The organism is Mycobacterium venezuelense (assembly GCF_054919535.1).
Window position 1 is genome coordinate 41,624 of record NZ_JBONDW010000009.1, and the last position, 13,172, is coordinate 54,795.

Annotated in this window: 13 protein-coding genes; 3 read left to right on the forward strand and 10 right to left on the reverse strand. The window is 66.9% G+C overall.

Annotated elements, in window-relative coordinates; translation table 11 throughout:
* Positions 1–22 precede the first annotated feature (22 nt).
* On the reverse strand, positions 23–1,027 hold the full coding sequence (locus ACRCUN_RS16405; RefSeq protein ID WP_462142683.1) for a zinc-binding alcohol dehydrogenase family protein: 1,005 nt from the start codon (positions 1,025–1,027) through the stop codon (positions 23–25).
* 130 nt (positions 1,028–1,157) lie between these two features.
* On the opposite strand from ACRCUN_RS16405, the gene ACRCUN_RS16410 reads away from it, so the two are divergent.
* Positions 1,158–1,538, forward strand: a complete 381-nt coding sequence (locus tag ACRCUN_RS16410) for a winged helix-turn-helix transcriptional regulator (protein ID WP_462142684.1) — start codon at positions 1,158–1,160, stop codon at positions 1,536–1,538.
* Here the strand turns inward: ACRCUN_RS16410 and ACRCUN_RS16415 are convergent.
* From ACRCUN_RS16415 to ACRCUN_RS16445, 7 genes are all read right to left on the reverse strand, one after another.
* A complete protein-coding gene (locus ACRCUN_RS16415; RefSeq protein ID WP_462142685.1) occupies positions 1,535–2,131 on the reverse strand; it encodes a cysteine hydrolase family protein in 597 nt (198 codons plus the stop codon). The two genes, ACRCUN_RS16410 and ACRCUN_RS16415, sit on opposite strands and share 4 nt — an antisense overlap.
* Before the next feature lie 80 nt (positions 2,132–2,211).
* Complete coding sequence (locus ACRCUN_RS16420; RefSeq protein ID WP_462142686.1) at positions 2,212–2,940, reverse strand: 3'(2'),5'-bisphosphate nucleotidase CysQ; 729 nt, start codon at positions 2,938–2,940, stop codon at positions 2,212–2,214.
* Positions 2,937–4,787, reverse strand: coding sequence for a sulfate adenylyltransferase subunit CysN (cysC, locus tag ACRCUN_RS16425; RefSeq protein WP_462142687.1), 1,851 nt, complete (start codon positions 4,785–4,787; stop codon positions 2,937–2,939). Before cysC ends, ACRCUN_RS16420 begins: the two co-directional genes overlap by 4 nt.
* Positions 4,788–4,820: 33 nt before the next feature.
* Entirely contained in the window at positions 4,821–5,750 is a 930-nt protein-coding gene (gene cysD, locus ACRCUN_RS16430; RefSeq protein ID WP_462142688.1) for a sulfate adenylyltransferase subunit CysD, read from the reverse strand.
* A 265-nt stretch (positions 5,751–6,015) separates the two neighbouring features.
* The gene (locus ACRCUN_RS16435) at positions 6,016–7,347 is read right to left on the reverse strand and encodes an MFS transporter (protein WP_462142910.1); all 1,332 of its coding nucleotides are present in this window, start codon (positions 7,345–7,347) and stop codon (positions 6,016–6,018) included.
* Between the two features lie 68 nt (positions 7,348–7,415).
* Complete coding sequence (locus tag ACRCUN_RS16440; RefSeq protein WP_462142689.1) at positions 7,416–8,432, reverse strand: phosphotransferase family protein; 1,017 nt, start codon at positions 8,430–8,432, stop codon at positions 7,416–7,418.
* A complete protein-coding gene (locus tag ACRCUN_RS16445; RefSeq protein WP_462142690.1) occupies positions 8,426–9,541 on the reverse strand; it encodes an Rv3169 family protein in 1,116 nt (371 codons plus the stop codon). The genes ACRCUN_RS16440 and ACRCUN_RS16445 overlap by 7 nt, the downstream gene beginning before the upstream one ends.
* A gap of 73 nt (positions 9,542–9,614) precedes the next feature.
* On the opposite strand from ACRCUN_RS16445, the gene ACRCUN_RS16450 reads away from it, so the two are divergent.
* Together ACRCUN_RS16450 and ACRCUN_RS16455 are read left to right on the forward strand one after the other, a co-directional pair.
* Entirely contained in the window at positions 9,615–10,184 is a 570-nt protein-coding gene (locus tag ACRCUN_RS16450; RefSeq protein ID WP_462142691.1) for a TetR/AcrR family transcriptional regulator, read from the forward strand.
* A gap of 57 nt (positions 10,185–10,241) precedes the next feature.
* Positions 10,242–10,631, forward strand: coding sequence for a PaaI family thioesterase (locus ACRCUN_RS16455; protein ID WP_462142911.1), 390 nt, complete (start codon positions 10,242–10,244; stop codon positions 10,629–10,631).
* A 5-nt stretch (positions 10,632–10,636) separates the two neighbouring features.
* Here ACRCUN_RS16455 and ACRCUN_RS16460 read toward each other — a convergent pair whose 3' ends face one another.
* Positions 10,637–11,128, reverse strand: coding sequence for a beta-class carbonic anhydrase (locus tag ACRCUN_RS16460; RefSeq protein WP_462142692.1), 492 nt, complete (start codon positions 11,126–11,128; stop codon positions 10,637–10,639).
* Between the two features lie 113 nt (positions 11,129–11,241).
* Positions 11,242–13,158, reverse strand: coding sequence for an ArnT family glycosyltransferase (locus ACRCUN_RS16465; RefSeq protein ID WP_462142693.1), 1,917 nt, complete (start codon positions 13,156–13,158; stop codon positions 11,242–11,244).
* Positions 13,159–13,172 lie beyond the last annotated feature (14 nt).

A 13,172-nucleotide genomic window follows, 5' to 3' on the forward strand; every position in this document is an offset into this window, starting at 1 on the left:
GGTCGGCGGACCGCCCAGCGGTTTATCGCTCGCGCGTCACCACCACTTTGCCGACCATGCGACCGGATTCCACGTGGCGGTGCGCCTCGCGAAGGCCGGCCGCACCGAAGCCGTCGATTGCATTGGTGAGCGTGCTCCGCAGCGTCCCAGCGTCGATCAGATCGGCGGCCGCGCTGAGCAACCGCTGCTGGGCGATCATGTCGTAACCCAACATCGGGCGCGTGAACATCAGTTCCCAATGCCACGCAATGCTTTTCGTCTTGAGCTCGACGAGGTCGAGTCCCTCGGGCTCGTCGATGGCCGTGATGTGCCCGAACGGGCGCATGATGTCGGCGTAGATGCTGATGTTGCCTGCCGAGTGCGGCGAGAAGAGGTAGTCGATCCCGTCCGGCGCCACCTCGAGAGCTTGAGATCGCAGGTCACGGTGGTCGATCACCTCATCGGCTCCCATGCGCAGCGCCCAGTCGCGGGATTCGGCGCGGCTGGCCGTCGCGATGACACGAACCCCGGTCAGCGCTTTTGCCAGCTGGATCAACACCGACCCGACGCCGCCGGCCGCGCCGAGCACCAGCAGGTCACCCCGGGAATCGGCCGTGAGCGCGAACCGTTCGAACAACGTCTCCCAGGCCGTGATGGTGGTCAACGGCAGTGCGGCAGAATCCTTGAAGGACAACGATTTCGGCTTTCGCGCGACGATACGCTCATCGACCGCATGAAGCTCGGCGTTGGTTCCGGGCCGCGTGACGTCACCGGCATACCAGACTTCGTCACCCACCGAGAGCGTCGTCACCTCCGGCCCGACCGCCTCGATCGTTCCCGCCGCGTCGAAGCCAAGAATCACCGGATCCGTGCTCGGCGACAGGCTACGGCGGCGCTTGATGTCGACGGGGTTGACCGAGACGGCCGCGACCCGCACGAGGACGTCATGAGGGCGGAGTTGAGGCACCGGAACCCGGACGTCTCGCAGAGCATCCGGATCGTCGATCGGCAGGGCGGAGTAGGAACCGATCGCGGCCATATCGGGCATAGTGACCACTCCTCATCTGTTGGCATTGCTGACGCCGACGGATGCTAATCGCGCACCGGCGGTTTCCTGCAAGGGCGCCTACTTCCCTCGAGGGAATCCTTGCAGCTAGACGTAGTGAGGAGAACGAGCTGTGGCCACGATTTGTCCGACCGGTCGACACGACGAGCACAACGTGTACGCCGAAGCCTGTCCGTGCCGGGCATTGCTGGATCTGTTGGCCAACAAGTGGTCGGCGTTGATCATCGGGCTGCTTGAGCAGGGCCAGGCCCGGTTCACCGAACTGCAAGCCGCGCTGCCCGGCGTCGGCCCGAAGATGCTGACCCAGACGTTGCGCCGGCTCGAGGCCGCGTCGCTGCTGCGGCGCACCATCTACGCCGAAGTGCCGCCCCGCGTCGAATACGCACTGACCGAACTGGGCCGCGACGTCGCCGATCCGCTGGGCCGGCTCCGCGCCTGGGCCGAGGACAACGTCGACCGCATCGACTCGCTCAACGCGAACTGGACGGGTTAGTCGGGGATGTCGACGGTCTGCGGCACCACGACCGCGAACAGGTCCGACAAGGCCGCCAGGCTCGCCGCCTGCAGGGCGGCGGCAGGCACGGGTTCCCCGTCCGGGCCTGCGAGCGTCCGGGTTGCGGTCGCAGCGGCCACGACCGTGGGCGCGTAACCGAGGTTGAACGCACCGCGTGCGGTCGAGTTGACGCACATGTGCGTCATGAACCCCGCGAGTAGCAGATTCGACGCGTCGACCTCTTGCAATCGCTGCTGAAGATCAGTTTGCACAAAGGAATTCGGGAAGTTCTTGACCACGACGGGTTCACCCTCGCGAGGCGCCACCGACGCCACGATCGCACCGCTCTCGCCTTCGATGTCGTACAGCGAACCCGGCCCGTCGGAGTGCTGGATGTGGATGATCGGGATGCCCGCGCTGCGGGCCCGGTCCAGCAGTTGCGCGGTCTCGGTCAGGGCGGCCTGCACACCTTCGAGCTCCATCGTGCCCTGCGTGTAGGTGTTCTGGCAGTCGATGAGCACCAGGGTGGAGTCGGCCAGCCGGGCCGGCGCGCCCGGCAGGCTGGCGAGTTCGCGCAACGTTGGACGAGTCATCAAGCCAGCCTACGCCGAGACCAACGGTGTGGCGGTGAAACCGTTGGCAAACCAGCCATTTCGTTGCTCTCGGTAACGTCCTATCCGGTGACGGCCAGTACCCGCTCGGCCAGCTCGGGCCGGCACACCACGAGGTCCGGCAGCAGCGGGTCGGCCGAGTTGTAGACCAGCCGCGACCCGTCGATGCGTGACGTGTGCAGGCCCGCCGCGCGTGCCACGGCGACCGGCGCGGCCGAATCCCACTCGTACTGGCCACCGGCGTGCACGTAGACGTCGGCGACCCCGCGGATCACCGCGGCGACTTTCGCACCGGCCGAACCCATTTCGACCAAGGTGCCGTCGAGCGCATCGCGCACCGCAAGCGCGATCGCCGGCGGCCTGGTACGCGACACCACGATCCGCGGCGGGCCGTCGAACGCACGCGGCGCGGCCACCTCGGGTGTCGACAACGTGGTGTTCTGTGCGGGCAGCGCCACCGCGCCGGCGACCAGTTCACCGTTCTCCCACAGGGCGACGTGCACCGCCCAGTCGTCGCGGCCGAGTTCGGAGAACTCCCGCGTGCCGTCGAGCGGGTCGACGATCCAGACCCGCTCGGCGGCGAGGCGCACCGGATCGTCGACACCTTCTTCGGACAGCACCGCGTCGCCGGGACGCTGCGCCGCGAGCTCCTCCATCAGGAAATCGTGGGACTGCTTGTCCCCCGCGGCTTTCCGCTCCTCGGCAGACGCGTCGGCGAAGTCGGCACGGACGTCGAGCAGCAGATCCCCGGCGCGCGTCGCGAGACGGGCAGCCAGTTCGTGGTCGTTCACCGGCGACTGTCCAACAGCTCGATCACCTGGTCGGCGAGCTCGTCCACATCGCGATCGGGAACCAACCGCAGGTCCGGGCTCTTCGGCCGCTGGTATGGACTGTCGATCCCGGTGAAGTGCGTGATCTCACCGGCACGGGCCTTCTTGTACAGCCCCTTGGGGTCGCGCCGCTCGCAGTCCTCCAGCGGGGTGTCGCAGAACACCTCGAAGAACTCGAAACCCTGGTTCGCGTGCACGGCACGGGCCAGCTCGCGGTGCTCGGTCAGTGGGCTGATCGCGGGAACCAGCACCGTCAGACCGGAGTCGGCCATGAGCGTGGCGATGTGAGCCAGCCGGCGCAGGTTCTCCGCCCGGTCGGCCATCGAGAAACCGAGATCGGCGTTGAGCCCGTGCCGCAGGTTGTCGCCGTCGAGAACGTAAGCCGGGCAACCGCGTTCGAGCAGCTTCTGCTCGACCCGCATCGCCACCGACGACTTACCGGAACCCGACAGGCCGGTGAACCAGATGGTGCGGCCCTTGGACAGCCGGTCGTCGGCACACACGAGCGACTGGTGACGAACGGTGTTGGGGCTCGCCGCCCGGTTCGCGACGGGCGTGGTGTCACGCACCATGCCCGCGGCGACCGTCCCGTTGGTGTCGGGGTCAATCAGGATGAACGCACCCGTAGCGGCGTTGCGCGAGTACTCGTCGAGCATCAGTGGCTGCTGGCTGCGCAGCGTTATGCGGCCGAGCTCGTTGAGCTTGAGCGCCGTCGCGGACTTGTCCCGGTGCAGCGTGTTGACGTCGAGACGGTAGTCCAGTGAGGCGACCCGGGCCCGCGTCGTGCGCGTGGTGTGCTTGACCAGGTACTCGCGGCCCGGCTCCAGCGCCGAGCCATCGGCCATCCAGCAGACCGTCGCGTCGAACTCCGTCGAGACGTGCGGCTGGTTGTTGACCCGGGCGAGCACATCGCCACGCGAGATGTCGATGTCGTCGGCCAGGCTCACCGAAACCGCCATCGGCGGGAACGCCTCGGTGACCGGACCGGTCGGCGCGTCGATCGCGGTGATGGTGCTCGACTTCCCGCTCGGCAGCACGACGATCTCGTCGCCTACGCGCATCACGCCACTGGCCACAGTGCCGGCATAGCTGCGGTGGTCGGCATGGTCGACGGTCTGCGGACGGATCACGTACTGCACGGGAAACCGGACGTCGACCAGGTTGCGGTCACCGGCGACGTAGACGTCCTCGAGATGGCTCAGGAGTGGGGGGCCGTCGTACCACGGGGCCTTGTCCGACTTCGTGACGACGTTGTCACCGTTGAGCGCCGACATGGGGATCGTGGTGACGTCATGGATGTCCAGACGCGCCGCGAACGCATGGAATTCGTCGCGAATGTCGTTGAACTTCTCCTGATTCCAGTCGATCAGGTCCATCTTGTTGACGGCGAGCACGATGTGCTGCACACCAAGCAGCGAAGCCAGGAAGGCGTGGCGGCGGGACTGTTCGAGCAGCCCGTGCCGCGCGTCGACGAGCACGATCGCCAGGTGCGCGGTCGACGTTCCGGTCACCATGTTGCGCGTGTACTGGATGTGGCCGGGCGTGTCGGCGATGATGAATTTCCGCTTGGCCGTGGCGAAGTAGCGATAGGCGACGTCGATCGTGATGCCCTGCTCGCGTTCCGAGCGCAGGCCGTCGGTCACCAGTGCCAGGTCGGTGTAGTCGTTGCCGCGTTCCTTGGAGGTGCGCTCGACGGCGGCGAGCTGATCCTCCATGACGGCCTTCGAGTCATACAACAGCCGGCCGATCAGCGTGGACTTGCCGTCGTCGACCGACCCGGCGGTCGCGATCCTCAGCAGTGTCGCCATGTCTATTTCCCCCGTCGCTTCGCTCGCCCCATGTCAGAAGTACCCCTCGCGCTTGCGGTCTTCCATCCCAGCCTCGGAGATGCGGTCATCGGCGCGCGTGGCGCCGCGTTCAGTCAGACGCGAGACGGCGGTCTCGGCGATGATGTCCTCGACCGTCGCCGCGGTCGACTCCACACAGCCCGTGCACGTGACGTCGCCGACGGTGCGGAACCGCACGCTCGTCTCGAAGACGTCTTCGCCGTCGCGGGGCTGCATGAACGGGTGCACCGCGAGCAGCATCCCGTCACGCTGGAACACCGGGCGCGTGTGGGCGTAGTAGATCGCGGGCAACGTGATGTTCTCGGCGCCGATGTAGGCCCAGATGTCGTACTCGGTCCAGTTCGACAGCGGGAACACCCGGATGTGCTCACCCTTGCGGTGCCTGCCGTTGTAGATGTTCCACAGTTCGGGGCGCTGCGCCTTGGGATCCCACTGGCCGAACTCGTCGCGGAAACTGAACACCCGCTCCTTGGCCCGTGCCTTCTCCTCGTCACGGCGTGCACCGCCGAATGCGGCGTCGAACTTGTTCTCGCGAATGCCGCGCAACAGCGTCACCGTCTGCAGCGGATTGCGCGAGGGTCCGTTGTCGACGACCCGGCCCGCGTCAATGTCGTCCTGCACCGAGGCGACGACGAGTCGCACGCCGTTCTCGGCCACCAGACGGTCGCGAGTCTCGATCACCTCGTCGAAGTTGTGCCCCGTGTCGACGTGCATGACCGGGAACGGCAGCCGCGCCGGCGCGAACGCCTTGATCGCCAATTGCAGCATGACGATCGAGTCCTTGCCGCCCGAGAACAGCAGCACCGGCCGCTCGAACTCAGCCGCGACCTCGCGGATGATGTGGATGGCCTCGGCTTCCAGCGAACGCAGATGGCTCAGCTCGTAGGTGCCGGGTTGCGTCTCGATCGGCTCGGCCGTGGTCACTGCTTCCCCATTAAGTTGGTAGAAATGGCCAGAATTGCAAGCATGACCTGGAATGTAACCGGCATGGCGCGGCAGTGTCAACGTTCCAGCTGCTGACCTGCGCGAGTGCGTGGCCCGCGGCCGGCCCGCCTTTGTCACGCCACTGCCTTTGTCACGCCACTGCCTTTGTCACGCCAGAGTGACCGTCGGCCTCCAAAGCCACACTGGCGTGACCATCAAGGGGCAACGCCGCCAATCGCGGGCACACAGCCAGCGAGCAATCACCTCAGCGGTGCCCGCTCACGTGCGAGCCGGCACTGCGCGGCAGCCGCAGCGTTTCGATGAGAGTGACCGCGAGCATGGCGCCGAGCACCAAGAATGTCGCCGAGTACGAGGTCAGCTGACTGAGCAGCAGCGCGGCGACGGCGATGCCGAGGCCGGCAGCGAGTTCCTGCACGGACGCGTTGAGCGTGTTGGCGTGGGTGAGTCGATCGCCGTCGACGTCGGAGAACGCCAGGCTGTTGTAGGCGGTGAAGCCGATGGATCGCAGCGCGCCGCTGACGTAGAGGACGACGGCCATGACGGCGACGGGCACGCCCGGCTGTAGTAGGGCGAGCAGGCCGAAACAACCGACCGAGGCGATGCCGTTGATCAGCAGCACGTTGCGAATTCCGATGCGCCGCATCATCGGCGTCGTGAGTGGCTTGATGGTCAGGTTGCCTGCGAACAGCGCGGCCACCATGAGCCCCGCGGCGAACGGCGTCCAGCCGAACTCCAACTGGAACTGCAGCGGCAGCAGAAACGGCACGCCGGTGATGGCCATCCGGTACAGCGACCCGGCTTGCACCGTGATCCGCAGCGTGCGGACCTGGAGCACGCGCAGTTGCACGAGCGGATTCTGTGCATTGAGCAGCCGCCAGACGGCAGCCGACAGCAGCACGATCGCGCCCACACCGCACCCGCCGACCAGCACCCAATCGGTGCCGGACACCCGGATGTTCTCCAGTGCGATCAGCGCCGCAGCAATCCCGGAACCGAGTGCCAGCAGCCCGGGCCAGTCCAGGGACCGCGGCGCCGCGGCCGGCTCACCGCGAATGAGCCGCAGCGCCAAGAGGAATCCGATCAGCCCGATCGGAATGTTGACCGCGAAGATCCACCGCCAGCTTCCGAGCGTCGCGATGGCACCGCCGAGCACCGGGGCGAGAACCGGCGCGGCCAGGGCCGGCCAGGTCAGCAACGCGATGGCCCGCACCAGGTCGGACTTGGCGCTGAAGCGCAGCACTGCGAGCCGGCCGACCGGGACCATCATCGCGCCACCGACACCCTGCAATACCCGCGTGCCGACGAGCATGGGCAACGACACGGAGAACGCGCAGCCGACCGAGGCCAGCGTGAATACCGCGATGGCGGCGATGAATACGCGGCGGATGCCGAAGCGGTCGGCCATCCAGCCGCTGGCCGGGATCAGGACCGCCACGGTGACCAGATACGCCGAGATCGCGACGTTGACGTCAACCGCATCGACGCCGAACGACGACGCGATCAGCGGTATGGCGGGCGTGATGATCGTGGCGTCGAGGATCTCCATGAACAGCGCCCCCGCCACGAGCAGAGCCATCCCGCGGGGGAAGGCCGGGCTCTCGGGCGTGGACACCCGAGAAATCTAGAGCAATTCCCTGAGGACCCTCAGCTGCCGAGTACGAAGTCGATACGCCGCGCGCAAATGTCGGCGAGGTCAACGCCCGGCAGGTCGAACCGATGGTTGAGCCGGATAAGCGCGACGGCCAGCAAAAGCGGCGCGGTGATGTCGCCGAACTCGATGTTGCCGATGCTGTGCCCCACCGCGTGTTCGTAGCGGTCGACGGTCTCCTCGCGGCTCGGCGTTCCAGGCGCCGGTGCGTTGTCGGGCAGCGGGCTGCTCACCCAATCGGTCATGAGCAGCCAGCTGAGGTCGGCGGCCTGATCACCGAGATAGGCGATCTCCCAGTCCAGCGCCGCGGCGGGCGTGAGATCGGGCCGGTAAAGGACATTGGACATCCGGCTGTCACCCCAGCACAGCCCGACCCGGTCAGGCGAGTAGAGATGGTTGTCCAGCCACTCCAGCGCTCGGATGAAGGTCGGGTGAATCGGCTTGTCGCCGTAGGCCCAGCCGATCGCATAGCGCAGGAAGTCACGCAGGGCGGCCGGACTCGACTCGCCGAGGAACCCCAGCCTATATTCCTGCGGATCGAGCCGGTGCACGGCCGCGATCATGTCTACGCACCCATTCCAGAGCGTGGCGCGGCCCGCGTCGTCGGTCTCGGCGAAGATTCCTGCCCCGTGGTAGGGCGGCACGTCGCTGACACCGACCACTCCGTCGATGCGGTCCATCACGAGATACTGCGTGCCCAGCGCGTCGGCATCGGCGTCGATCCACCGCACGGTCGGCACCGGAATGTCCGATGCCGCAAGACGTTGCATGACGAGAAACTGCCTGCGCAGGTCGTAGTCGGGCAGGATCTGAAATTCCGGCGGGCGGCGGAACACCAGGCCGAGACTGCCTCCGTCGTCGAGCCCCTCGAGGTCGAACAGGAACGTCTCGGTGGAGAATCCGCCTTGGCTCGCGTTCCAGTTCTTCACCCGCGCTTGCGAGGCTCCGGGAATACGTTGGCGGGCATTGGTTTCGAGGGCTCCTGGTAGCTCCTCGGCGGCTAGCCTCACCATCCGGTGTAGCCGTAGCGCGGGTAGGCCCCGACGAAGACCATCTCCACCAGGCCGTGGCCGGTCTTACCGTCCATCTGGACCTCGCACAGCGTCTCGGACAGGAAGCTGACCGGCTTCACGACACTCAGATCCGTGGTGTCTGCCGTGAACCCGTCGATGAAGTCCTTACCGCGCCAATGCCCGGATGCATATCCGTCGACTTCCATGTAGCCGGCCAGTCCGGGCCAGAAGTCGGTGATCGGGGCGACCGCGATGGTGCTCGTGCTGCGGTCGCCGCGGTGCACGGTGAAAGTGCCGCCGCTGATGACCCGCAGGTCGTCGCGGAACTTCAGATCGTGTTCGACGTCGATGATGGTGCCTGCCGGGCGTTCCGTCGCAAGCGGATAGAGGATTTCGCCCTCGAACTGCCACCGCTCCCCCGTACTGGTCTCGCGTTGCGCGAAATGCACGAGCTCGTCGTCGAATTCGAAGATGCCCATGTAGTAGAGCGTGCCCTCGGGTATCTCCTGAGGCTGTAGGTTCGCACCCTCCGACAGGCTCCCGCCGCCGGGTCCGTTGCGGATACCCCACGAGTGGTCGCGTCCGAACCACCAGCGGGACGTATCGATTTCGATGCGTTCGCCATCGATGTCGATCCAGCCTTCCAGGTCGCCGTTCTGGTAGAACCGGCGGGCATCCTCGCTGACGCGGCCGCGGCTGCGGTGGAACGCCGGCGTCTGCTCATAGGTCGGGAACTGGCCGCGCAACCGCAGGTCGAGGCTCACCCCCTGCTCGTTGGGTTCGAGCACTGCCCGCACGGTCCGCAGCGGCTCCTCGACGATGTAGGTGTACGGGCCGACGGAATACGTTCCGAGAGCGCCGGATTCGGGGTTCAATTCGGTGGACATGCGCACGACGCGCGCCTCGCCGTTGCGCTTCGTGATCATCGCGTACGCGTCGGTGACGTTGCGATTGGGATAGCGCGCCAGGCCCGTCATCACGTTGACATCGCCCGAGCGGTCGAACCCGTACATCACGATGCGTTCGGTCCAACGCAGATCGGATTGGGCGACATGGTCGAACGTGGTCGGCAACTGGTGACAGAGCAGTTCGTCGTGCGGGGTGAGCATCGGCAGCCTTCCGGATAATTACGTTATGGTCCGTAACGTAACACTCGGGAGCGAGTGCGGATAGGTTTTTGCGATGACCACTGCAGCCGGGCGGCCACGCGACCCCGCCAAGGATGTCGCCGTGCTGACTGCGGCCCGGGAACTGCTGGTCGAGGAGGGCTACCAGGGCACCACCGTGCTCGCCATCGCCCGGCGGGCCGGTGTCGGCGCACCGACGATCTACCGGCGCTGGCCCACCAAAGAGGCTCTCGTCGAAGACGCCGCGTTCGGTCACACCGCACCCGTGCCCGTACCCGCGCCGTCCGGCGACCTGCGGGCGGATCTGCGCGGCTGGGTCGCGGTGTTCCTCGACTGGCTGGCCAACCCCGTGACCCGGGCGGCGCTGCCGGGATTGCTGACGGCATACCACCGGGACGAGACGATCTATGAGCGGCTCGTGCTGCGTGCCGAGACCGATGTGCGGGAATTGATGGCCGAACTGCTCGGCGACGCGGCGCGTGCCGACGTCGTGTTCGATTTCCTCGTATCGTCCACCGTGGTTCGGGCGATGACGCGGGGGCTCGTCGGCCGCGATGCATACTGCGACCGCACGGCCGACGCGCTGACGGTGCTGGCGCAGGCCGATTACCCCGGAGGTAATTGAACTGCCGCACCGGTTGCCGACAGACTCGGGCGCATGACCACCCAGACCGGATCTGACGTGATGGCACAGTTCCTGCCGCAGTCACCATTTGTCGCGAAGTTGGGCATCGTCGCGGAATCGCTCGACGGACCCGAGGTTCGAATCCGGCTGCCATGGGACCCGTCGAACGTCACCCTTGCGGACATGGTGCACGGCGGCGCGATCGCCACGCTCGCCGACGTCACCGTCATGGCAGCGGCATGGGCCGGCGCCGACGTGCCGGATTCGCTTCGCGGCGTGACGGTTTCGATGTCGGTGCAGTACCTCGCGCCGGCCCGGGCAACCGACATCATCGGGATCGGCCGGGTGCTGCGCCAGGGCCGGTCGCTCGTGAGTTGCGATGTCGACATCGTCACGCCCGACGGCGACGCGGTCGCCAAGGCGATCGCGACATACAAGGTGGGCTGAACCCCTCAGACGCGAACCTCGTTGAGCTTGCCGGTCGCCACGTCGAAGACGAAGCCGCGCAACGATTCATGCTTGGTCACGAACGGGCTGGCCTCGATGCGGCGCAGGGACTGGCGCACATCCTCTTCGAGATCGGTGAACGCCTCGGCCGCCCACGCGGGCTTGATGCCCGTTTCGTCTTGGATCGCGCGTTTGAAGTCGTCGTCGGTGAAAGTCAGCATGCCGCAGTCGGTGTGATGGATCAGGATGATCTCCTTGGTTCCCAGCAACCGCTGACTGATGGCAAGAGACCGGATCTCGTCGTCGGTGACCACGCCTCCGGCATTGCGAATGACATGCGCCTCGCCGTCGGCCAGGCCGAGGATGCGGTACACATTCAGGCGAGCGTCCATGCACGCCACGACGGCGACGTGCTTGCTCGGCGGTAGCGGCAGCGGTCCGGTGAACTCCTTGGCGAACGCCGCGTTGTTGGCCAGGTACTGATCGGTGACTGACATGAGCGGCAGGTTAGACCCCGTCGACCCGTTCGTCACGGGTCTGGATCGGGTGGATTCAAAGGCGACGGCCGTCCTGCTCGGGGGGTAGCAGGACGGCCGCCGCGGTCTGGGGGTCAGGAGAGCGGTGCTTGCAGGTCGTACACCGCTGTTCCGCCGACCTCGGTCTTGGTGAAGTTCTGCTTCACCCAGTTGGTGATGTCACCGGCACTGCCACGCTGCTCGCGGGGCGGGCCGAAGCCACTTTCCCGATCCAGGAAGTAGCGGACGTCGCCATCGGCGACATACTGCTGGAATTGCGCCAGGGTGGGCGAGTTGTCGCCACCGGTGAATCCGCCGATGGCCATCAGGGACTCGCCGGTCTTGAGTTCCAGATCGCTGACCATCATCGACCCGACACTGGCTGCTGCCCAACGGTTGTCGGCGCCGGCGATGAGGTCGGCCAGAGCCGAGTCATCTGTCTTGCCCATGCCCGGCGGAGGGCCACCGGGGCCACCGTGTCCACCCGGGCCACCGAAACCCCAGTCGCGTTTGGGGCCTGCGATCGCCATCGGACCACTGCTGTTTCCGTTGACCACGGTTTCGATCGAGTACGCCGCGGGCGCACCGAGCCCGACAATGATCGCGGCGAGCGCCACCGCCGCACCGGCCCGGCCCGGCCGGTGCGCACCGGCCGCCAGAAGCAGCGCGACCACGATTGAGGCGACCAGCACGATCCAGCGCAGCGCGGGTAGCCACTCGGGTGTCCGGTCGAGCAGTACGAACGCCCACACCCCGGTGCCCGCCAGCATCGCGGCCAGCACCAGTCGGGCGATGAAGTGCTCACGTACCCGCCACAATTCGATCGCCGAGATACCGACGAGCGCCGCGATCGCCGGGGCCAGCGCCACGGTGTAGTACGGGTGGATGGTGCCGTCCATGAAGCTGAACACGGCCGCCGTCACCAGCAGCCAGCCACCCCACAGCAGCGCCCCGGCACGAGCACCCGCAGTGCGCGCGGTGCGGCGCGTCAACCACAGCACGGCGACCAGTCCGACCAACGCGGCGGGCAGCAGCCAGGACGCCTCGGTACCCATGGACAGCCCGAACATCCGGCCGATGCCGGCCTCGCCGCCGAAGAACAGGTTCGGCCCACCGCCGCCGGGACCATGACCGGAGCCGCCGCCGGGCTGGTTCTGCCCCACGATCCGATCGATACCGTTGTAGCCGAACGCCAGTTGCAGCAAGCTGTTGTCGGTCGAGCCCGCGATATAGGGACGGGATTCGGCAGGCCACAAGGCAACCAGCGCGAGATACCACCCGGCCGAGATCGCCATTGCGACGCCGCCGATCAGTATTGCCCCCAGGCGCTTCCACACCGATGCGATGGGCGCGGCGACCAAGAACACCAGCGCCAGCCCGGGAATGATGAGAAACGCCTGCAGCATCTTGGTCAGGAACGCGAACCCGAGCACGCAGCCCGACAGCGCGACCCACAGCGTGCTGGTCTTCGCCGACACCGGCCCGATCGCGCGCACCATGCAGTAGGCGGCCACGACGAGCAGCAAGACCAGTAGTGCGTCGGGGTTGTTGTAGCGGAACATCGACGTCGCCACCGGGGTCAAGGCCAGCGCCGCCCCCGCGATGAGGCCCGCGCCCGGGCCGCTCGTCCGCTTGACGGTGGCATACAGGACGGCCACTGCCGCCGCGCCCATCAGGGCTTGCGGCAACAGCATCGTGAACTCGTTGAAGCCGAACAACCGGCCCGACAATCCCATGGCCCACATCGCGGCAGGCGGTTTGTCCACCGTGATGGCGTTGCCGGCGTCGAGGGAGCCGAACAGCCAGGCCTTCCAGGACTGGGTGCCCGCTTGTGCCGCGGCGGCGTAGTAACTGTTGGCCCAGCCCGAGGATCCGAGACCCCACACGTACAGGATCGCGGTGCCGGCCAGCATCGCCCAGTAGGCGGGCCGGACCCAGCGCGGCTGTGCGGCGCGGGGCGCGTCGGCCGACACCACGATGGGGTCGCGGCCGATGTCAGCGATGGTCGTCATGTCAGCAGTCTTTC